Below are 20,251 nucleotides of genomic sequence, written 5' to 3'. Positions count from 1 at the left end.
TGTCGGTGGTTTCAGCGGTGGGGTCACGCCCGGTCCCTTTCCGAACCCGGAAGCTAAGCCTGCCTGCGCCGATGGTACTGCACCTGGGAGGGTGTGGGAGAGTAGGTCACTGCCGGCATCATTCTTTGTTGTTGAGGGTGTGTGGGTGCGGGGTCTGGTTGACTGTCCTGTGTGGATGGTTGGTCGGTTCCTGTGCCTGTGCACTCTCTGTTTTTTTGTGTGTGGTGTTCACCCACAATTCACCCCACAATCCACCCCAGGGGGCAGGGGTGTGTTTTCATTCACGCCGTCCGGTGTAGGTGCCCCCGCGGGACGGGGGACAGTCACCCCAACCGGTTGTCGGTCACCCAACGTGACAGCTGATGCCTGTTGCTCTGCTGTGTCTTACGCAGCACATGGGAGACATGGGTCTCCACGGTCTTCACCGAGATGAACAGCCTCTCCGCCATCTCGCGGTAGGTGTACCCCCGCGCCAGAAGTCTCATGACCTCCGTCTCCCGCGGTGTCAGTGCGTCCACCAGGACCGGTGCAGCCCCGCCCTCCGATCCCTCGTCCATCTGGGACGGGACCTGCCTGCCACCGCCCGGCATGTCAGTGGACCGCCCACCCGACCCGGCAGCACGCGGCCGTGGGGCGTCGACGTCGGTATCCACGTCAGTACCCGCTGCCGCTGCGGCACGGCTCGCGTGAGACCCCGAAGTGAAGGCGTCCAGAACATAGCCGGCCAGCCTGGGGGAGAACACGGCGTCCCCGGAATGCACCCGGCGCACCGCGTCCGCGAGCTCTTCGCCTCCGATACTCTTGGTGACATAGCCCCTCGCACCCGCGCGGATCAGCGCTATGACGTCAGCCGGCTGGTCAGACACGGACAGCCCGAGAAAACGGGGGGTGGTGCCACCCGGCTGTGTGTCCGGTGACCCGGCAGGATGCGCTACGGCGTCGCCGTCCGGAGCGAGGGAGGACCGGATCACCGCCAACCCACCGCCGTCAGGCATGTGGACGTCCAGGACGACCACGTCCGGGCCCAGCCCTGCGATGCCGGCGACAGCATCACCGACCGTTCCCGCCTCCCCGACAACCTCGAGATCGGCGACGGCATCGAGTTCCGAACGCACCCCCGCACGCACGATGGAATGGTCATCAACGAGAAACACCCTGATCATCACTGCCCCGTATCGGTCGTCGGAAGGTGAAGCGTCACTTCGGTGCCGAAGGTACCGGATTCAACCGTCGCACTGCCCCCGGCGTCCTTCATCCTCGCGATGACGGACCCGCGGACCCCGTGCCTGTCCGGCGGCACATCCTCAAGACGGAATCCCGGCCCACGGTCGTGGACGTAGATGTCGGTCGCATCATCACCTGTCTCGCAGAACACGTTGACCTCGTCACAGCCGGAATGGCGTGCCGCATTCACCATCGCCTCGCGGGCCGCCCGCAGCAGCTCCATGGAGGCTGCGGTGACCACCCGGTCCTCACCGACGGTCACCGGACGGATCTGCACCCCGTACATGTCCTCCACCTCCCCGCACGCGACCCGCAGACCACCGAAAACAGTCCCGGTGGACACCGACTCACCGGCACCGAACAACCACTGGCGCAACTGGCGCTCCTGGGTACGTGCCAGCCTCACGATCTCCGCCTGGTGGGACTTCCGCTGGACCACAGTCAGAGTCTGCAGCACCGAATCATGGATCCTCGCGGCGATCCGTGCACGCTCCTCATCAGCAGCACGTTCGCGGGCGGCGGCCTCGGCGGTGCTCCACAGCTTCAGCCAGAGAGGAATGAGAACAACAAGAACCCCGGTGACGAGGACCACCGCGGCGACAAGTGCGGGCAGGAAAGGACCCGACCCCTCGGCCCCCCAGGTCCGCCACGCCCAGAACCCCGGCCCGGCGGTGACCAGCAGCAGCCCACCGAGAAGTGCGGCCCACTGGGAGACACCGGGGGAGCGTCCGGGCGTCCTCCCCGGCAACCTGGCCGGGAGACCCGCAGGATCAGGACCGAACGTCCTCCATACGAGAACAGCGCCGGCGATGACGAGCACAGAGGACACTCCGAGGGTGAAAGACACCCCCACCCCGGCCCCGCACACCAGGACACCCACCGGAACCAGGAGACGGTCCACCGTCCCCGCGACCCGGTCACAGCCGCCACCCCTACGGGCCGCCGCAGGATTGGTCGCCTGATCCGCCGAATCCACCTGGACCGTCAGCGCGGTCAGCGCCGCATAGGCCATCGCCCCACTGCCGAAAGCCAGGCATGCGAGGACGAAGGCGATCCGTACCGATCTGGGGGAGACGCCCAGATGCGCGGCCAACCCGGTGCACACCCCCGACAGCACACGGCCCCGCCTCACCCGGTGGAGTTCCGGCGCCGGAGAAGCTGGGGCGGGGGACATGGGACCGGTCATGGTGTCCAGGGTGCCAGCCGGACATCCCCACGGCATCAGGGATCACCCTGAATCTCACCCCGACGACACGTGGCAGCCTACGGCCCCGACCGCCGTCGACCGGCTCCGCACCCTCGACCGGAGGTCGACAGGGCCGCACCGTCGACCGGAGGTCGACAGGGCCGGCCGGACAGCCGGGGGAATATCAGGGTGCTCCCCCGATGCGCGGACACCCCGCCGATAGGAAAGGTAGGTCCCATGGACGACAACCTCGAGAACCAGTTCCGACGCATGTGGGACTCCCGGCCACGACGCCTGCCACGGGACCAGTCACCCCACAGCTGGTTGTTCGGGGTGTGCGAGGGGATCGCAGTCAGGTACCAGATATCCCCGGTACTGGTCCGGGTCGTACTCGGGCTCAGCGTGTTCCTCGGAGGACTCGGACTGTGGGTCTACCTGGCGGCGTTACTGGTGTTCCCGCGCTACGGCGTCCCCCTGTCCCCGGCCGAGATCCTGATGAAGAACGTCACTGACCCCCGCTACGCCGTCGACCGGAAAGTCGGCGTACGCACCGGCCTGGTGGTTGTGGTGATGCTCGTGCTGGGAGGACTCGGCAGCAGCGGGGTGACACTCGGCGGAGTTCTTGGAGGAGCACTGGTCACCGGGGTGGTCTGGTGGCTGCTGCACCAGCGGCTTCCGGAACCCCCGGGAGACCTGACAGGCCACGGGACCACTGAGGCCAGGGCAGGGGCCACCGGGTCCGCGGCCGACCCGGTGACGGCTGTCCCGGACCTCGGGTCACTGACCCCGGCCGTCGGCTTCGCCCCGCCGCGGACCACTCCGCCGTCGTGGGATCCGTTGGGGGCGGCACCGTTCGCCTGGGACCTTCCCGACCCGCAGGACCCCGGCCCCGGTACAGGACAGTCGGGAGGCACGGCCGAAGCTGACCCGGGAGGCCCCGGAAGCAGAGCCGCCGGGACAGGGACCACCGGCAGCAGGACTCGCCGACCCGGCCCGTGGAGACGCCTGGTGCGGACGGTACTGGCCGGCGTCACCCTGGTGGCTGCCGCAGGTGTCGTGGTGGTCGTGGCACTGTGGGCAGGTGTCGGCAGGGACTCCGGGACGGCGGACACGCCAGACGGGGCGACGATGACCCGGAGCTTCACCGGTAGTGCCGTCCAGGTCCCCGACCTGGACCGGGACCGCACGGTGGAGGCACTGTTCTCCGACGTGGTCGTCGATCTCACCGGGGTGGAGTTCCCTGCGGACCGCGACAGGGCCGTACTCACCCTCGACAGCCGGTTCAGCAATGTCAGGCTGGAGATTCCGGAGTCGACGGCCGGACCCGCCTACCGCATCCGGGTGAACTGCACGGACGTGAAACTCAGTGACATCGACTGCGACAGCACCGCGACCGTGGAGGTCAGATCCACCGGCGGTGGTCGCGGCGGCGCCTCCGCCGGAACCCGCCCTGGGCAGGACGCCACCTCCCCCGGGGTCAGGGAACTGACCCTGGATCTGCGGGCCACCGCCTCAGAACTCAGGATGCGACAACATCCGACTGACTGAGCTGACGCTCCCGCTGCCCGCCCATCCGCAGCAGCAGGTGCGCCAGCTGTGTGGTGGCGACGTCGGGATGCTCAGGATGCCACTGCACCCCGGTGACAGGGGCGTGGTCGTGGAGGACAGCCTCGACCACCCCGTCGGCGGCGCGGGCCACCACCGTCAGATCCCGTCCGAGAACTCCGACAGCCTGGTGGTGGGTGCAGCGCACCGGTGAATCCAGGTCCAGGCCGTCGGTGTCCGTCCCGGGGACCGGGAAAACCGCGGTCGTGACGAACGGGTCGTCGCCGGAGTCTGACCGGTGAAGGTGGGTTGTCTCCAGATGCTGGACCAGGGTGCCACCCTGTGCGACATTGATCAGCTGCAGACCACGGCAGATGCCGAGCAGTGGCGTCCTGCGGGCCACGGCGTCGCGGATCACCGCGATCTCCACGATGTCGGCGGCGGGGTGGTGGCTCCCGGCGTCCTCGTAGTCGGCACCGGCACCGTAGAGGGTGGGGGTGACGTCCTCCCCGCCCATCACCACCGTGACATCCGCCGCCCGTGCCGCGGCGAGAGCGGCGTCGGTACCGACCTCGCCGGAGGCGGTGAAGTGGCAGCTCCACCCCAGGGAGGAGACTGCGGTCCGGACACCGTCGTTGAGCTGCAGGAGCAGGTGGTGGAACTCCGGGTCACCGGGTCTGGAGCTGACCGGGTGGAACACCTCGACGTGGAGAGCAGGGCTGGTGGGCTGGCTGGTCACGTTCGGTGCTCCTTGTCTGTCCGGGAGAGTCGGTCCGGGGCGTTCGCGGCCGGGCCCGGGGGATCGGTCCTCTGATTCAGGCCCTGTAGGTCAGGCTCTGTAGATCAGTCTTGGGGACTGTCTGCCGGGTAGGCGGTGATCGCGAGGAACCGGATGGGAAGTTCATTGAGTTCGGTGGGGCCGTGCACCCCCTCGCCGTCGAGGAGGAGAGCGTCCCCGGGCCGGAGCCGGTAGTCGGTCTCCTGGTAGCGGTAGGTCATGTCGCCGTCGAGCATGTACAGCACCTCGGTTCCGGGGTGCTGGAACCGCGGGTACGTCTCCGAACGGTCGTTGAGGGTGACGAGAACCGGTTCCAGATGCGGCCCGGAGGCTGTACCCCCGTGTCCACGGAAAGAACCGAGAAGCTCATATATGTGGTTGTGTCTGGTCCCGCGTCCGTTGATGATCGTGCCCTTGCCGGCCGGAGTGTAGGCGACCGGGCGTTCCACGGTGGAGTCCCGGAACAGGGTGGCGACCGGGACATCCAGGGCGGCGGCGAGGTTGGCCACCGAAGTCAGGGAGCAGGACGTCTGCGCGTTCTCGATCTTCGACAGCATCGCCTTGGACAGACCCGCCCGCTCCGACAGTGCCGCCACCGACATGCCCCGGGAGGTGCGCAGGGCGCGGACCCTGTGTCCGAGACCGACCTCGATGGACCTGTCCTCGACGGGTGTCGTCGGATCCGTGATCTCGTGGTCAGGGACGGCGTCGGCGGGGTCAGTGTGTTCGGTCATGGGCACTGATCGTAGCCGTACCGTGGACAATCCTCAGGACAGACAGACCGTCGGTGACCGGGCTACCTCATCTCGCCGGCGCCGATGTACGGGTGCAGGCTGCGGGTGAGGTCGCCTTCGGCGAAGCGGGACAGACGGAAGTCCGAGGCCGGCACGTCCGGGTCGGAGGATTCCCCGTCAAGCAGGAGGTCGGCGACGAACTCGGCGACGGCCGGTGCGATCTTGAAGCCGTGCCCGGAGAAGCCCACGGCGAGGAAGAGACCGTCGATACCGGAGGGGCCCATGATGGGGTTGTAGTCCGGGGTGGTGTCGTAGCAGCCGGCGTAGGTGCTGGTCAGGCCGGGATCGGGCATGTCCGGCAGTCGGTGCATGAGCTTGCCGATGGTCCACTCGATGAAGTCGTCGTCTGCACGGTTGGGGTAGTTGTCGGGATCTGCCCAGTGCGGTTCCTCGTGGTCGGAGTTGCCGCAGAGGATGTCGCCGTTGGGCTCGCCGGCGAGGTACTGCAGGCTGACGAGATCGGAGAGCACGGGGACGTGGGGGAGGGCCTCGCCGGGACTGACGAGCATCAGCTGTGCCCGCTGGGCGCGCACCGGGATGTCCAGCCCGACGGCGTCCCCGAGGCGGGAGGCCCATGCCCCGGTGGCGAGGATCACCTGGCCTGCTCCGACGGTGGATCCGTCGGCGAGGGTCACTCCGGTGACGCGGGCTCCGTCCTCACCGGATTCGCGGGTGAATCCGGTCACCTCCGTACCCTGGCGGATCTTGGCGCCCTGCCGGCGGGCCACGACGGAGAACGCCATGCCGAGCATGGGGGCGTCTCCGCGTCCTCCCAGGGGTTCATAGGCGATTCTGGCGAAGTCGTCGACGTAGAGGCCCGGCCACAGTTCGCGGGCTTTGTCGCCGCTGATGTACTCGACGTCGATGCCGAGGCCGTGCTGCATGTCGATGGTGGCTTCGAGGTTGCCGACGTTCTCCTCGCCGACGGCGACCATGTAGCCGCAGTTGCGGAATCCGCAGTCGTCGCCGAGGATCTCCTTGGCCCGGTGGAAGAACTGGGTTCCCTTCCACCCCATCTTCGCGACGGAGGGTGTGCCGTAGTGCGCCCTGACGACTCCGGAGGACTTGCCGGTCATTCCTCCGCAGAGCTGGTCGCGTTCGATGACGAGGACGCTCTTCTGTCCGCGGGAGGTCAGGCCCCAGGCTATGGCGAGGCCTTCGAGACCGCCGCCGACGATGACATAGTCGTAGTTGTCCGTGACGCCGGTCGGCGTGCCGGAGGTGCTTCCTGCGCTGCTCATGAAGTGTTGTCCTGTCTGTGGGGGAGGCGTACTGTGGAGCGAGATTCTTGCTGTGAATCGACGACAACTGACATGAAACTACCGCGATGTTACCGGAATGTAACGACAGGAAGAACGAACGATGACTGATATCCCGGCCGCCGCCCGCATCGCCGCAGAACTTGACGGTGACGCCGCCCTGGAGACCTTCCACACGATGTGGAGCGAACTCGACGCGATCGGGGTCCACCCCACGGGTACGCGCCGCTACTCGTGGACCGAAGAGGACGCCGCCCTGCGGGCATGGTTCAGCGCCCAGGCGTCCTCCCGCGGCATGGACGTCCACACCGACGCCAACGGCAACATCCGTGCCTGGTGGGGAGGACGCCCGGAGGACGGTACCTCCGGAGTGGTCACCGGATCCCACCTCGACTCGGTGGCGGACGGGGGGAAATGGGACGGTCCTCTCGGGGTGGTGCTCGGATTCCTCGCGGTGGACGCACTCGCGGCCGCCGAGCTGCAGGGGCGACGGGAGGGACCGTCGGGGTACGACGCCTACCGCCGGCGGAAGCCCCTCGGTGTCGTCGACTACATGGACGAGGAGGGCACCCGTTTCGGCGTGGCCTGTCTGGGGTCCAAGCTGATGGCGGGAGCGCTCGACCCCTCCAAGGCCCGGGAGCTCACAGACTCCGACGGGGTGACCCTGGCGCAGGCCATGCGGGACGCCGGCGCAGACCCCACCGGGATCGGCCGGGACGACGCGGAGATAGCCAGGTCAGGTGTCCAGGTCGAGGTCCACATCGAGCAGGGCAGGCAGCTCGACGTCATCGGCGCGCCGGTGGGGGTGGCCTCGGAGATCTGGCCGCACGGGCGGTGGGAGTTCGTCTTCGAGGGGCTTGCCGACCATGCCGGTACCGCCCGCCTGCAGGACAGGAAGGACGCCTCCCTTCCTTTCGCCGCCACCGTGCTGGCCGCCCGTGAGGCCGCCGCGGACCTGGATGCCCGGGCCACCTTCGGCAGGTTCAGGGTGGAGCCGGGTGGCCCGAACGTGGTTCCGGCGACCGTTGTGGCCCTGCTGGACGCCCGGGCCGCCACTGACGGCGTCCTCACTGCGATGGTTGACCGTGTCTCCCGGGCGGCGGGGACCGCGGCGGCGGAGCACGGGGTGACCGTGACGGTCAGGAAGATCTCCCATGCGCCGGTGGTCGAGTTCGACGCCTCTCTGCGTGAACTCCACGGGAAGCTGGCGGCGGCGGCCGGGGAGCCGGCCCCGGAGGTTCCGACGCAGGCCGGTCACGACTCCGGAATCCTGGCGCCGGTGATGCCGACGTCAATGCTCTTCGTCCGTTCCCCGCACGGGGTCTCCCACTCGATGATGGAGGATGCCTCGGATGCGGATGTCCTGGCGGGACTGCGGGCGCTGGTGCGTTCCCTGGCCGTGCTGACCGGCGGGGACGACGAACACTCCGATCATTAACAGATGCGAAACAAACCCTTGACCGGTCGGAAAACACCCGTCCGTAAGTTTCATAGTGTTCAACCTCAGCCACTCCAGGGAATCGCAAGGAGAACCCCGAATGACCATTGACGGCACCGCCATCAACTTCCGCTACCTCAGTGAACCCGACATGATCGAAGCCGGTGTCCTCGACATCGCCCGCTGCGTCGACGTGATGGAGGAGACCCTCATCCTGCTCAACAAGGGTGACTACCGGATGGCAGGTCTCAACCACAACTCCCACGGCGCCATGATCTCCTTCCCGGAGCACCCGGAGTTCCCGGGCATGCCCGCTGACGGCCCTGACCGCCGATTCATGGCCATGCCCGCCTACCTCGGCGGCCGGTTCAACAACACCGGGGTCAAGTGGTACGGCTCCAACGCCGAGAACCGTGAACACGGACTTCCCCGGTCCATCCACATCTTCGTGCTCAACGACACCGTGACCGGTGCCCCCAAGGCGATCATGAGCGCCAACCTCCTCTCCGCAGTGCGCACCGGCGGCGTCCCCGGAGTGGGCGTGAAGTACCTGTCCAACCCGGACTCCACGGTCCTCGCGGTCGTCGGCCCCGGCGTCATGGCCAGGACCAACACCGACGCCATCCTGGCACTGCGTCCGGGGATCACCACCGTGAAGGTGAAGGGACGCAGCCAGCGCGGCGTGGACGCCTTCGCCGCCTTCCTCAAGGAGAAGTACCCGCAGGTCGAGGTCATCGGATGTGACTCCATCGAGGAAGCGGTGAAGGACGCCGACATCGTCATGGCCGCCACCACCACTGACGCGGCGGGTCCCTCCGCCTTCCCGTACTTCAGGCAGGAGTGGCTCAAGCCGGGCTGTCTCGTCGCAGCCCCCGCCGCTGCGCGTTTCGACGACGAGTTCCTCGCCGGCGACGCCCGCCTGGTCCTCGACGCCTACGGCCTCTACGAGGCATGGGAGGAGGAGTACGGTGACCAGGCGTTCGTGTTGCTCGGCATCCCGGGCACCAGGTGGTACGACCTGGTCCGCGAGGGGAAGCTGGAGAAGTCCAAGATCGAGGTTGTCGCCGATGTCGCCGAGGGTAAGGCCCCGGGCTGGGATCCGGAGACGGTGACCCTCTACTCCGTCGGCGGAATGCCTGTCGAGGATGTCGCCTGGGCCACCGACCTCTACGCGACCGCCGAGGAGAAGAACATCGGCCAGGTGCTCAACCTCTGGGACAAGCCCGTGCTGGCCTGACCGTGGACCGTCGCTGGGATCGCCGGCAGGACAGCAGACAGGATGACCGACAGCTGCGGTGACGGCTGCGGTGGATGGTCCGAGGGGACCGGGTGTGCAACCCGGTCCCCTCGGGGCATGTCTGCCCCTGAGGTGGGTCAGGGGGACTGGTCCGGCGGCTCACCGGTAGCACCGGCGGTTTCCGCCGGCCGGTCCGGTGACGGACGCCGAGGTGTCGGCAGTGTTTCGGGAAGGGCGGGCCGTCGTCACCGACCTTTAACGGTAAGGCTCACAACATGAAACGGTTATTCATGACAATGAACCCATGACCACAGCAGAGATCACCACAGCACCACTGCACACCACCGGCCGGAACCCGCGGGACCCCTCCCCGCCGGCCACCAGTCTGCCCCGCTGGGCCCCCGCGCCGCCCCCGGTCGACGACACCTCCAGCGAACAGATGCTCGTCATCTGTGACGGGGACGCCGGTGCCGGCGACCACTGGTTGCGGGAACTGCGCTCCCGTGGCATCGAACCACTCCAGGTCAGGGTCCGTGCCCCCCGTCTCTGCGCCCCTGTACCCGTGCACACCGCCGAAGAACGGGGCCTCACCGGCCTCTCCCAGCTCCGGAGGATGCTCGACACCGCCACCGTGGGGCTGCGCCTGCTGGTCACGGGAACTGAATGGCAGGTGCTCACCGTCACCGCCGCCGCCCTGGAATGCGGACTGCTGCGCTCCGAGATACGTGCGGTCGCCACCTCACCGGGGATCTCCGGGGACCCGGTGCCGCTGATCGTGTTCTGCGTCCACTGTGAGGCGGAGACTCTGTCCCCGGCGGCGGCCCCGGGCGGAACCGTCACCTGTGCAGGTTGCGGCCGGTTGCTCGACATCCACCCCCACGTCAACAGTTCCCGCGCCCGTTACCTGGGCTCGGACGCCACGGCAGGAGAGCTGACATGAACGGTACCGCGAACACCACAGTGAAGGCCGGCCCGGTGACGGGCACAGGCAGGCCCCGTCCTTTCACCGTTGACTCCCGGGTGTGCGAGCTGGTCGTCACCGCCGTGGAACAGCCCACCGAACGGGTGAGGGTGCTCCACTTCGCCGCCCCGGACGGCCGTCAGCTCCCCGGATACTCCCCGGGCGCGAACCTGCAGGTCAATGCAGGCGGCAAATGGAACGCCTACTCTCTGACAGGGTTGGGTGTGGCCCCGGTGGAGTACGTCATCGGCGTCCTCGGTCAGAGCGGGGGATCCCGGTGGATCCACGACAACCTCCGCGTCGGGGACACCGTGGAGGTACGTGGTCCTGAAAACGCCTTCCTTCCCGATCTCAGTCAACGGCGCGTCTTCCTTGTCGCCGGCGGCATCGGCGTGACCCCCGTGGTCTCCTACGCCCGCGCGGCGGTCTTCCACGGCTGGGATCTCGAGGTCGTCTACAGCCACTCCGCGCCGGAGGACGCCTTCTCCCGCGAGCTGCGGGAGCTGGTCGACAGGGCGGGAGGACGATTCACCGAGGTGGGGCACCGGGACGAACTGACCGCGGTGCTCACGGACCGTTTCCAGCGTCAGCCCCTGGGGACCCGGGCCTATGCCTGCGGTCCGGACGGGATGATCGAACTGTACCGCAGCGTGGCCAAGAGCCAGGGCTGGCCGGAGGAGCGGCTGAACTGGGAGCACTTCGGTGTCTCGGACCTCGCACCGGGGAACGCCTTCGAGTACCGGGTGGAGGGGGACCCGGAGGGGGTCACCCGGAAAGTGCCGCCCGGGGTCAGCCTGCTCGATTCCCTCCTCGAGGAAGGACGCCGCGTTCCCTACCTGTGTCGGCAGGGAGTGTGCGGCCAGTGCCGCCTACCTGCCCGTGGCGCGACCATCGAACACCGCGACCATGTGCTCGACGACGCCGAGCGTGACGCCGGCGACTGTATTCTCACCTGCGTGTCCCGGGGAACCGGGGACGGAATTCTGGAGGTATCCCTGCCGTGAACACCACACCCGTGAAACTGCCTTCCGACCGCCTGGCCACTTTTCCCTGGCCTTTCTCCGGGGATGAACGGTCCTTCCGCTATTCGGTCAACGTCGGGGAGGCCCGTCTGCCCCAGCCCACAGCGGCGGGGGAGTGGGGTCGTGAGATCATCGCGATCGACGACGACTATCCGGCGCTGATCCGCGCCAGGGAGAATGTGCTGCGTGCCGACCCGGGCAGGCTTGCTGTCGCCGACCACATGGGACCCGCCTGCTGGGACGTGATGCTGTGGCTGATGACCCAGCTCGACGCCGACCACCCGGGTACCATGCACCTCGAACGGATCGGTGACGGTACCGGTGCGGGGGAGTACAGGTGGCGTAACGACCTGCTGGACATCGACCAGACCTTCGTCTTCGGTGACGACAGCTCCCTGCCGGAGAATCCGCTGCTCTTCATCGGCCGCCAGGTTCCGGAGGATCTTCTTCTCGCGACGGAACGGGAGGGCCAGATTTTTCTCGACGCAGGTCTGGTGACATTCGCCAACGACTGGTCGGTGAAATTCGACGTGGGAATGAGTTTCCGTGAAATTCACGGCCCGATTCCGAGGTTCACGGGCGAGGGAATCACGTCGCGTGCGGAGAAGTTCATGATGCTGATGACGGGGGAGAAAATTTACCGTCGGGTGAACTGGACATTCTCCGGAATAGGTTCCAAACGGATGGACGCGAGCCTGGAGACCTATGACCGGTGGGGATGGGAGCCTGCCAGGATCGTCGCAGACAGGGACTGGGGCAGGGTGCAGCTGCGCATCGAGCTCGAGCACTTCGTCCGCCTCCCGGTCACCGGGGCGCACCTGTTCAGCATCCGCACCTACATGGCGTCTCTGGCCGAGATCGCGGCGGTGCCGGAATGGGCGGAACAGCTCGCCGACATCGTCGAAGAACTTCCGGAGGATATTGCCACCTACAAGGGCTTCGTGGAATGGCGGGATGACGCCATGGCCTGGCTCCGGGACAATACCGTCACTGATTCCTCACCTTCCACTGCCGGAAACAATTGACTTCTGTTTCTTTTACCCGGGAGTAACCGAGGGTAGACGGTGGTGACACAGATTCACCGTAATCTCCTCTGCAGTGTTCCGGTCGGGTGCCGGGACAACTGACTGAGGAGAGTTACGTATGGAACCCGCAGACGTTGCATGGATCCTGGCCGCGGTGGCCCTGGTCCTGCTGATGTTCCCCGGCCTGGCCATGCTCTACGGCGGAATGCTGTCAGGGCGCAGTGTCATCAACATGATGATGATGGTCATGTCCTCCCTGGCCGTCACCACCGTCATCTACGTCATTGTCGGACACGGGCTTGTCGTCGGCGAATCTGTCGGCGGGCTAGGGCTCATCGGCGATCCGACAAGCTATTCGTTCTTCTCCGGGCTCGTCCATGACGACGGGGAGGGAACCACCCTTTTCGGGGCCTTCTACATCCTGTTCGCCGCGATCTCGGTGGCCCTTGTCGCATCCGGGGCGGCGGGGCGGATGAAGTTTGACGCGTGGATGATCTTCACCGTCTTCTGGGTCCTGCTGGTCTATGCCCCGCTGGGACACTGGGTGTTCAATCCGGAGGGGTGGATGCGCAACAACCTGGGCCTGCACGACTACGCCGGAGGTACGGCGGTGCACATGAACGCCGGTGCGGCTGGTCTGGCCCTGGCTTTCGCACTCGGCAGGCGGGCGAAGACAGAGGAGAAGCCGCACAATCTGCCTCTTATGCTCACCGGTACGGGCATGATCGCCATGGGGTGGCTGGGATTCAACGGCGGCACCGCCGGTGCGGCGAACTTCCTGGCGCAGTACGTGGTGCTGACCACGATTCTGGCCTTCGCCGGGGGAATGCTCGGATTCATCATCATGCAACGGATCTTCAACGGGGCCTACACGCTCATGGGTCTGGCCACCGGCGGTCTGGCCGGAATGGTGGCGATCACCCCGGTCGCGGACGCGGTGAACCCGGTCTGTGCTCTCGCGGTCGGTGCCTTGGGGGCGGCGGGTGCCTTCGGAATGATCCAGGTGAAGGACCGGGTCGGCATCGACGATGCGGCGGACGTCTTCGCCGTTCACGGGGTGGCGGGGATGGTCGGCGCTCTGTTCGTCGTCTTCTTCGCGGACCCTGCAACTCCTGCGGAGAGGACGGGCATCCTCTTCGGCGGTGAGTGGGACCTGCTGTGGAGGGAGGTGGTGGCCATCGTGGTCACCGTGGTCTTCTCCTTCGTGGTGACCTTCATCATCGCGAAGGTGATGAACATGGTCCATCCGATCCGTTTCGAGGAGTCGGTCGAGATCAGGGGGGTTGACGCCCAGGTCCACGCGGAGACCGCCTATGAGCGGGACAGTGCCTACGACAGGGTCATCGAGTAGCTCCTCTGCCAGGCCCGCCCCTGTCGCCGGGTCTGGTGTCGCCGTCGGGTCCCCGTGCGCTGCCGTAGTGGCGGACGGGGACCCGGTGTGTTTCGTGCATGTGTTGCAGGACAGGATGTATTGTTTACCGACCGGAAACTGATCGGAGACCAAGGGGAAAAGGGCGGCCCATAGAGTTTCTCAGTGTTCAACGACGAACACCCGGGGGAATTTTTTCCCGGACCGGAACCACTTTCCAGGAGAGCTCCAGTGACCGACCAGACCGCCACCGACTCCACCGCCACCCTTACCGGCACCACACCGTTCCTCGTGACCAAGGGCTTCTACGAGAACATGCCCCAGATGCCCGTCGAAGAGTACCCCGGCACCGAGGGCTACATCGACGACGTCTACGCAGATCCGTCCGGCTCATCCCTGTGGGCGGGGTACTTCCGCCTCAACCACACAGAGGCGCCGCTGGACTACCTCTACACCTACAACGAGATGAAGGTCGTCCTGGAGGGCACCTTCAAGCTTCACAATCCTGCCACGGGCCAGACCGAGTACGCCGGACCCAGGGACGCCATCTTCTTCCCCAAGGGGTCCCGGATCATCTTCTCCACCGAGGACGAGTACGCCCTGGCCTACTACGTCCGGTGCGAGGATCTCCCGGCCTAGCGCGACGAGACCAGCCGGTCCCCACAGCCGGTCCCCACAGCCGGTCCCGAAGCTCGGGGACCACAGAGAGGAAAGGAGAGCACCGTGCCCGTCCAGATGGAGACGACCACCGTCCCACGTTTCACCGAGACGTCCCCCACCGGCGGGGAGATACAGCGACCTGCCGACGCCCGGTACCGGGACATCGAGGTAGAGGTCCCGGCCGGAGACTTCGACACCACCGCGACCCGTCTGCTCGACCTGTGCCGGACGGCGGTGGTCGGGGACACGGTGCACCTCACCGGCCCGGAGGAGGAACTCCTCAGAGCTGCCGCTCTGCTGCGGGAGAACGGCTTCGACGACGACGAGATCAGCCTGACCTGCACCACCCCGGGCAGTCCGTTCAGCCGGCCCGGTGCGCGCCGGGTGAACTGCTGCCACTGCCGTACCGTGTTCACCTCGGAAGTTGTCGTCGGTGACCAGGTGACCTGCCCGGGCTGTGGCCGGGGCCTCGTCGTGTACCACCACTTCTCCCGCCGGACCGCCAGCTATCTCGCCTACATGCCAGAGGAAGAGTCATGACCGGCGTACTGCGTCATCCCCGTGTCGTCCGACCCGAGAATCTCGAGATGACTGTGAGCGCGGTCGACGCGCTCACCCCGGACATCCGCCATATCGTCTTCAGTCCGGTCGAGCCCTGCCGGACCGGGGCGTCCCTGCTTCCCCCCTTCGATGCCGGAAGCCATATCGTCGTGCACTGGGAGGGCGGGGACGGCTCCTCCGGAGCCAATGCCTATTCGCTGACCAATGACGGTGCGGCCCCGGACACCTACGAGATCTCCGTGCGCCTGTCACCGGAAGGGGCGGGAGGGTCACGGTGGGTCCACCGGCTCGTTCCCGGGGACACCGTGACGGTCAGCCGGCCCCGCAGTCTGTTCCGGCGCAGCAACCGGGCGTTGTTCGAGGTGCTTGTCGCCGGAGGTATCGGCGTCACTCCCGTCCTCGCCCATGCCAGGGACGCCGCACGGTGGGGACGTCCGGTCGAGGTCATCTACTCCCACCGTCCGGGGGCGGGTGCGCATGCCGCAGAACTGCGCGCGCTGTGTGACCGCCCCGGAGCGGTGTTCACCGAGGTCGGAGATGCCGCAGAGACCTCGCGGGTGTTCGACCGGGTCCTGTCCTCCAGTCCGATAGGAACCCACGCCTACATCTGTGGGCCGGCTCCGATGATCGAAGCTTTCCGTGACCGTGCCGCCGCCTACCGGTGGCCGAGCGGGCGGGTGCACCACGAGGTTTTCGCGGCACCCGAGCTCGACGCCGGTGAACCTTTCTCTGTCGTCGACGCGTCCTCCGGACGCAGTATCCCCGTCCCCTCCGGTGTCAGCGCACTCAGTGCCCTCGAGGACGCCGGATACCGCGTGCCGAACATGTGCCGCCAGGGAGTGTGCGGCGAATGCCGGCTCTCTGTCACCCGCGGCACCCCGGTTCACCGCGACATGGTCCTCACCGACAACGAACGGTCCGCCGGAGACACCTGGCTGCCGTGCGTCTCCCGTTGTGAGGGCTCCACCCTGGAGGTAGTTCTGCCATGACCGTCCCGTCCACCACCGCCCGTACCACCGCCGCCACCAACCGTGCCGACGGCGTGTACCGTCAGCCGCTTCCGGCGACCCCGCAGGAGGCCGACAGGTCCCTCGCGGAGTTCCCCTTTCCCTTCCCCCACGAGACCTACCGTTACAGTGCGAATGTCGAACCGGCCGAGAAGCTGCGGCGCAGTGCGGCCGGGCAGTGGGGGGAGACGGTCATCGACATCGACCGTCACTATGCCGCGGAGCTCCGCGAGAAAGACCGCATCCTCACCGTCGACCCGTCCCGGTACGTCGCCCTGCCACACATGCTTCCGGCGGAGTGGGACGCCCTGCTCGCCGTCCTCAACGAGCTCGCGGTGGTGTACCCGGGTTCCTTCACCCTGACCCGGACATCCACCGCGAAAGACGGTGAAGACAGAAAAGACAGTGCCGGTGCCGGTGACAGCTACCACTGGTCCAACCGGTTGTCGGATCCCCCGGTCGAGCAGGATTTCACGGTGGGGGACAGCTCCACCCTGCCGTGCGCACCACTGGAGTTCGCCGGCAGGCAGGTCCAGGAGGACATCGCCCTGCTCGCGGAGAGAGACGGAATGCTGTGGGGGGACTCGATGGTCGTGACCTTCGCGGCGGACTGGTCCCCGGCGTTCGACGCGGGCATGAGTTTCCCTGAGATCCACGGACCGGTGCCGAGGGTGCATGAACAGGGGATCGTGGACCGGGCCCAGAAGTTCATCATGGGTCTGCGACCCGGGCAACGGTTCCGCCGCACCAACTGGACCCTGACGATCGACGGACGCCTCGACACCGGCACCGAGTCCTACCCGGAGTGGGGGCCGGACCGCATGAGCGTGGTCAACGGCCCCCTCCGGGAGGTGGGGGACAGGGTCTTCCTGAGGGTGGAGGTGCAGCACCTGATCCGGCTGCAGTGGTCGGGTGCGGTGATGTTCCTCATCCGTACCTACCTGCAGCCTCTGTCCACCCTGGTACGGGTGCCGGAGTGGGCCACAAGGGTCCGGGACGTGCTCGCTGAGCTTCCCGAAGACATGGCCGAGTACAAGGGCGTGCACCGTACCCGCTGGCCGGCCGTGGAGTGGCTGGAGACCGTCGGTGGTGTGGACCCGGCGACACGGCCTGAGGTGGGGAACTGAGCAGTAACTGACATTTAACAGTAGTTACTTCAAGGAAACGCCGGGCGCGACGTCCCGAAATGAACGGCTTCTACCGTGACACATGAACGACAAAATGACGAATCAAGAATTTTCAAGGAGATGACATGGATGCAGCATCCGTCGCGTGGGTACTGACCGCGACCGCCCTCGTCCTGCTGATGTTCCCCGGAGTTGCCATGCTCTACGGCGGCATGCTCAACGGGCGGAGCGTCATCAACATGATGATGATGGTGATGAGCTCCCTGGCTGTGACGACGGTCGTGTACGTCATCGTCGGCCATGGTCTGGTGATGGGGGAATCCGTCGGAGGACACGGACTGATCGGTGCCCCGGGAGAATTCTCGTTCTTCAGTGACCTGGTCACCGACGACGGTGAAGGCACCACGATCAACGGGGCGTTCTTCATCCTCTTCGCCGCTATCTCCGTGGCCCTGGCGTCCTCGGGGGCCGCCGGGCGGATGAAGTTCGACGCCTGGATGGGCTTCGCCGCCATCTGGGTCCTCGTGGTCTACGGTCCGATCGCCCACTGGGTGTTCAACCCCGAAGGCTGGATGCGGGCGGACCTGCAGCTCCACGACTACGCGGGCGGTACGGCCGTCCACATGAACGCCGGTGCGGCCGGCCTGGCTCTCGCACTCTTCCTCGGACGACGGAACTTCACCAAGAAGGAGAAGCCGCACAACCTGCCGCTGATGCTCATCGGTGTCGGCATGATCGCCATGGGCTGGCTCGGGTTCAACGGCGGCACTGCCGGTGCCGCGGACTTCCTCGCCCAGTACGTGGTCCTGACCACGATCCTGGCGCTGGCGGGAGGAATGCTCGGCTTCATCATCATGCAGCGCATCATCGACGGCGCCTACACGCTGCTGGGACTGGGTACCGGTGCCATCGCCGGCATGGTGGCGATCACCCCGGTCGCGGACGCCGTGAACCCGACCGTCGCGATCATCGTCGGGATGCTCGGTGCCGCGGGTGCCTTCGGCGCCATCAAACTGGCACACCGCTTCGGAGTCGACGACTCCGCCGACGTCTTCGCCGTCCACGGTGTGGCCGGCATGGTCGGCGCGATGATCGTCGTCTTCCTCGGGGACCCGGAGGCACCGGCCGAACACGCCGGAATCTTCTTCGGCGGCGGCTGGGACATGCTGTGGAGGGAACCGGTGGCCATCATCGTCACGGTCGGCTACAGCTTCTGCGCCACCTACGTCATCGCCTGGCTGATGAACAAGGTGCACCCGATCCGCATCACCGCCCGCGACGAGAGCGTCGGCATTGACGCCGCCGTCCACGATGAAGCCGCCTACGACCGGTACAACCTCGACCAGAACGAGGCGGACAGTGACTTCGCGGACAGTGAGATCACAGGAGAGGCGGACCGTCAGTTGAAGTGACTTCGCCCCGCCGGACGGTGGCAGCCACCGGCCTCTCCCAGATTCAGGACCCCCGACGCGGAACTTGGCGCGACGGGGGTCCCGGGCGTTCTTCCGGCTATCCGGCGTGGAAGGGGACCACGCCGATGAGGATCGAGACGGCCAGCATCACCAGGGAGACGACGACCGCACGCCACAGGACCTTGCGGTGGTGTTCACCGAGGCCCACGTTGGCCAGGGAGACCAGGAGCAGGATCGCCGGGACCAGCGGGGACTGCATGTGCACCGGCTGGCCGGTGATCGAGGCCTGGGCCATCTCGACCGGGGCGATACCGTAGTGGGACGCGGATTCGGCGAGCACCGGGAGCACTCCGAAGTAGAAGGCGTCGTTGGACATGAAGAAGGTGAACGGCATCGACAGCAGCCCGGTGATCGGTGCGAGATATCCGCCGAGGGAGTCCGGGATCACCGTGGTGACCCATTCGGCCATGGCGTCGACCATGCCGGTGCCGTTGAGGACGCCGACGAGCGTCGCCGCGGCGAAGACCATTCCCGCGACGGCGACGATCGAGCTGGAGTGTGCCGTCATCTCGTGGGCCTGGTCCTTCACCCGCGGGAAGTTGACGACCAGGGCGACCGCGGCTCCGACCATGAACACGTAGGCCAGGGGGAAGATGTCGATGACCAGCAGCACCATCACCAGGGCAGTGAGCACCAGGTTGAACCAGATGAGCTTCGGACGCAGGGTGTCACGGTCAGGGTCGAGCATTGTGTCGGCCATGGAGGTGTGCTCGGACCCCTCGGCGACAGCTCCGGTGACAGCTCCGGTGACAGTGCCGGTGACAGTGCCGGTTCCTGAACCTCCGCCGGTCGCGGGCACCGCCACCGGTGCGTCGATGCCGACGGTGCCGAGCCGTCGGCGTTCGGCCAGTCCCATCATCCATGCGAAGACGAGGCAGACGACCACTCCGGCGATGAGGGAGGGGATCATCGGAACGAAGACCTCGGAGGGGTCCAGTCCCAGTGCCGCCGCCGCCCGGACGGTGGGCCCGCCCCAGGGCAGGATGTTCACCGTACCGTTGATGAGGCCGGCGACACAGGTGAGGATCACCGGGTTCATTCCCAGACGCAGGTAGAGCGGGAGCATCGCCGAGGTGGTGATGATGAAGGTGGTGGAACCGTCACCGTCGAGGGAGACAGCTCCGGCGAGGACGGCGGTACCGAAGACGATCTTCGCGGGGTCGTTGCCGAGTACACGGGTGATGACCCGTATCAGCGGGTCGAAGAGCCCGACGTCGATCATGATCCCGAAGTACATGATCGCGAACATCAGAAGTGCCGCCGTCGGGGCCATGTCCTTGACGGCGTCGATGACCATGTCGCCGAGACCCAGGCCGGCGCCTCCGATGAGACCGAAGACTGTCGGTACGAGGATGAGGGCGAGCAGCGGGGTCATCCTGCCCGTCATGATCAGGGTCATGAACGTCAGGATCATGAGGAACCCGAGGGCGACGAGAATGCCGTCTGACGGGGTGTGGCTGAGATCGTAGCCGGCGTCCGCCGCGTCGGCGGCGAGCGTGAGAATGCCGCTGGTGGACACTGCTCCTCCTTGGTGTGTCGGTGGCAATGTACGCACTTTAAAGTGATCTCTGACACATGGAAGCACT

Annotated in this window: 18 protein-coding genes and 1 rRNA gene; 13 read left to right on the top strand and 6 right to left on the bottom strand. The window is 66.7% G+C overall.

Annotation, left to right across the window (positions count from 1 at the left end):
- Position 1: 1 nt before the first annotated feature.
- Positions 2 to 118 (top strand): 5S ribosomal RNA (rrf, locus tag BN3906_RS13220).
- Between the two features lie 205 nt (positions 119 to 323).
- On the opposite strand, the gene BN3906_RS13215 is transcribed toward rrf, so the two are convergent.
- Positions 324 to 1,163, bottom strand: a complete 840-nt coding sequence (locus BN3906_RS13215; RefSeq protein ID WP_066589329.1) for a response regulator transcription factor — start codon at positions 1,161 to 1,163, stop codon at positions 324 to 326.
- Positions 1,163 to 2,410, bottom strand: a complete 1,248-nt coding sequence (locus BN3906_RS13210) for an ATP-binding protein (protein WP_187119938.1) — start codon at positions 2,408 to 2,410, stop codon at positions 1,163 to 1,165. Before BN3906_RS13210 ends, BN3906_RS13215 begins: the two co-directional genes overlap by 1 nt.
- Before the next feature lie 237 nt (positions 2,411 to 2,647).
- Here BN3906_RS13210 and BN3906_RS13205 point away from each other — a divergent pair, with 237 nt between their 5' ends.
- Complete coding sequence (locus BN3906_RS13205) at positions 2,648 to 3,958, top strand: PspC domain-containing protein (RefSeq protein ID WP_066589328.1); 1,311 nt, start codon at positions 2,648 to 2,650, stop codon at positions 3,956 to 3,958.
- Here BN3906_RS13205 and BN3906_RS13200 read toward each other — a convergent pair.
- The 3 genes from BN3906_RS13200 to BN3906_RS13190 form a co-directional block, all read right to left on the bottom strand.
- On the bottom strand, positions 3,930 to 4,694 hold the full coding sequence (locus BN3906_RS13200; protein ID WP_066589326.1) for a gamma-glutamyl-gamma-aminobutyrate hydrolase family protein: 765 nt from the start codon (positions 4,692 to 4,694) through the stop codon (positions 3,930 to 3,932). The genes BN3906_RS13205 and BN3906_RS13200 overlap by 29 nt on opposite strands.
- A 104-nt stretch (positions 4,695 to 4,798) precedes the next feature.
- Positions 4,799 to 5,467 (bottom strand): helix-turn-helix domain-containing protein, encoded by a 669-nt coding sequence (locus tag BN3906_RS13195; protein WP_066589321.1) that lies wholly within the window; start codon positions 5,465 to 5,467, stop codon positions 4,799 to 4,801.
- 62 nt (positions 5,468 to 5,529) lie between these two features.
- A complete protein-coding gene (locus tag BN3906_RS13190) occupies positions 5,530 to 6,768 on the bottom strand; it encodes an NAD(P)/FAD-dependent oxidoreductase (RefSeq protein WP_066589318.1) in 1,239 nt (412 codons plus the stop codon).
- Positions 6,769 to 6,889: 121 nt separating this feature from the next.
- Here BN3906_RS13190 and BN3906_RS13185 point away from each other — a divergent pair, with 121 nt between their 5' ends.
- From BN3906_RS13185 to BN3906_RS13135, 11 genes are all read left to right on the top strand, one after another.
- A complete protein-coding gene (locus BN3906_RS13185) occupies positions 6,890 to 8,224 on the top strand; it encodes an allantoate amidohydrolase (protein WP_066589315.1) in 1,335 nt (444 codons plus the stop codon).
- 100 nt (positions 8,225 to 8,324) lie between these two features.
- Positions 8,325 to 9,461 carry an ornithine cyclodeaminase family protein gene (locus BN3906_RS13180; RefSeq protein ID WP_066589312.1) on the top strand — a complete coding sequence of 379 codons (1,137 nt, stop codon included), beginning with the start codon at positions 8,325 to 8,327 and terminating at the stop codon, positions 9,459 to 9,461.
- 304 nt (positions 9,462 to 9,765) lie between these two features.
- A complete protein-coding gene (locus BN3906_RS13175; RefSeq protein ID WP_227871004.1) occupies positions 9,766 to 10,401 on the top strand; it encodes a dimethylamine monooxygenase subunit DmmA family protein in 636 nt (211 codons plus the stop codon).
- Positions 10,398 to 11,426, top strand: a complete 1,029-nt coding sequence (locus BN3906_RS13170) for a PDR/VanB family oxidoreductase (RefSeq protein ID WP_237559554.1) — start codon at positions 10,398 to 10,400, stop codon at positions 11,424 to 11,426. Before BN3906_RS13175 ends, BN3906_RS13170 begins: the two co-directional genes overlap by 4 nt.
- Positions 11,423 to 12,469, top strand: coding sequence for a heme-dependent oxidative N-demethylase family protein (locus BN3906_RS13165; RefSeq protein ID WP_261797026.1), 1,047 nt, complete (start codon positions 11,423 to 11,425; stop codon positions 12,467 to 12,469). The genes BN3906_RS13170 and BN3906_RS13165 overlap by 4 nt, the downstream gene beginning before the upstream one ends.
- Before the next feature lie 118 nt (positions 12,470 to 12,587).
- Complete coding sequence (amt, locus tag BN3906_RS13160) at positions 12,588 to 13,820, top strand: ammonium transporter (protein ID WP_066589306.1); 1,233 nt, start codon at positions 12,588 to 12,590, stop codon at positions 13,818 to 13,820.
- 333 nt (positions 13,821 to 14,153) lie between these two features.
- Positions 14,154 to 14,477 (top strand): cupin domain-containing protein, encoded by a 324-nt coding sequence (locus tag BN3906_RS13155; protein ID WP_066590038.1) that lies wholly within the window; start codon positions 14,154 to 14,156, stop codon positions 14,475 to 14,477.
- An 84-nt stretch (positions 14,478 to 14,561) separates the two neighbouring features.
- Complete coding sequence (locus tag BN3906_RS13150; RefSeq protein WP_066589305.1) at positions 14,562 to 15,038, top strand: dimethylamine monooxygenase subunit DmmA family protein; 477 nt, start codon at positions 14,562 to 14,564, stop codon at positions 15,036 to 15,038.
- Positions 15,035 to 16,048 carry a PDR/VanB family oxidoreductase gene (locus tag BN3906_RS13145; RefSeq protein ID WP_066589302.1) on the top strand — a complete coding sequence of 338 codons (1,014 nt, stop codon included), beginning with the start codon at positions 15,035 to 15,037 and terminating at the stop codon, positions 16,046 to 16,048. Before BN3906_RS13150 ends, BN3906_RS13145 begins: the two co-directional genes overlap by 4 nt.
- Positions 16,045 to 17,193 carry a heme-dependent oxidative N-demethylase family protein gene (locus BN3906_RS13140; RefSeq protein ID WP_078057453.1) on the top strand — a complete coding sequence of 383 codons (1,149 nt, stop codon included), beginning with the start codon at positions 16,045 to 16,047 and terminating at the stop codon, positions 17,191 to 17,193. The genes BN3906_RS13145 and BN3906_RS13140 overlap by 4 nt, the downstream gene beginning before the upstream one ends.
- 125 nt (positions 17,194 to 17,318) lie before the next feature.
- Positions 17,319 to 18,605, top strand: coding sequence for an ammonium transporter (locus BN3906_RS13135; protein ID WP_066589299.1), 1,287 nt, complete (start codon positions 17,319 to 17,321; stop codon positions 18,603 to 18,605).
- Positions 18,606 to 18,702: 97 nt separating this feature from the next.
- On the opposite strand, the gene BN3906_RS13130 is transcribed toward BN3906_RS13135, so the two are convergent.
- Positions 18,703 to 20,184: a CitMHS family transporter gene (locus BN3906_RS13130; RefSeq protein WP_066589296.1), complete on the bottom strand. Its 1,482-nt coding sequence runs from the start codon at positions 20,182 to 20,184 to the stop codon at positions 18,703 to 18,705.
- Positions 20,185 to 20,251 lie beyond the last annotated feature (67 nt).

The organism is Corynebacterium provencense, assembly GCA_900049755.1.
In the GTDB taxonomy this organism is placed as follows: Bacteria; Actinomycetota; Actinomycetes; order Mycobacteriales; family Mycobacteriaceae; genus Corynebacterium; species Corynebacterium neomassiliense.
The sequence above is the reverse complement of the archived record's forward strand: the minus strand, read 5'-3'. Positions and strand labels throughout refer to the sequence as shown.

What these genes read in the sequence shown, in the direction of transcription:
- BN3906_RS13180 (WP_066589312.1), top strand. Translation starts at nt 8,325, where the DNA reads ATGACCATTGACGGCACCGCCATCAACTTCCGCTACCTCAGTGAACCC.
- BN3906_RS13155 (WP_066590038.1), top strand. Translation starts at nt 14,154, where the DNA reads ATGCCCCAGATGCCCGTCGAAGAGTACCCCGGCACCGAGGGCTACATC.
- amt (WP_066589306.1), top strand. Translation starts at nt 12,588, where the DNA reads ATGGAACCCGCAGACGTTGCATGGATCCTGGCCGCGGTGGCCCTGGTC.
- BN3906_RS13215 (WP_066589329.1), bottom strand. Translation starts at nt 1,163, where the DNA reads ATGATCAGGGTGTTTCTCGTTGATGACCATTCCATCGTGCGTGCGGGG.
- BN3906_RS13190 (WP_066589318.1), bottom strand. Translation starts at nt 6,768, where the DNA reads ATGAGCAGCGCAGGAAGCACCTCCGGCACGCCGACCGGCGTCACGGAC.
- BN3906_RS13145 (WP_066589302.1), top strand. Translation starts at nt 15,035, where the DNA reads ATGACCGGCGTACTGCGTCATCCCCGTGTCGTCCGACCCGAGAATCTC.
- BN3906_RS13140 (WP_078057453.1), top strand. Translation starts at nt 16,045, where the DNA reads ATGACCGTCCCGTCCACCACCGCCCGTACCACCGCCGCCACCAACCGT.
- BN3906_RS13205 (WP_066589328.1), top strand. Translation starts at nt 2,648, where the DNA reads ATGGACGACAACCTCGAGAACCAGTTCCGACGCATGTGGGACTCCCGG.
- BN3906_RS13135 (WP_066589299.1), top strand. Translation starts at nt 17,319, where the DNA reads ATGGATGCAGCATCCGTCGCGTGGGTACTGACCGCGACCGCCCTCGTC.
- BN3906_RS13195 (WP_066589321.1), bottom strand. Translation starts at nt 5,467, where the DNA reads ATGACCGAACACACTGACCCCGCCGACGCCGTCCCTGACCACGAGATC.
- BN3906_RS13170 (WP_237559554.1), top strand. Translation starts at nt 10,398, where the DNA reads ATGAACGGTACCGCGAACACCACAGTGAAGGCCGGCCCGGTGACGGGC.
- BN3906_RS13210 (WP_187119938.1), bottom strand. Translation starts at nt 2,410, where the DNA reads ATGACCGGTCCCATGTCCCCCGCCCCAGCTTCTCCGGCGCCGGAACTC.
- BN3906_RS13175 (WP_227871004.1), top strand. Translation starts at nt 9,766, where the DNA reads ATGACCACAGCAGAGATCACCACAGCACCACTGCACACCACCGGCCGG.
- BN3906_RS13185 (WP_066589315.1), top strand. Translation starts at nt 6,890, where the DNA reads ATGACTGATATCCCGGCCGCCGCCCGCATCGCCGCAGAACTTGACGGT.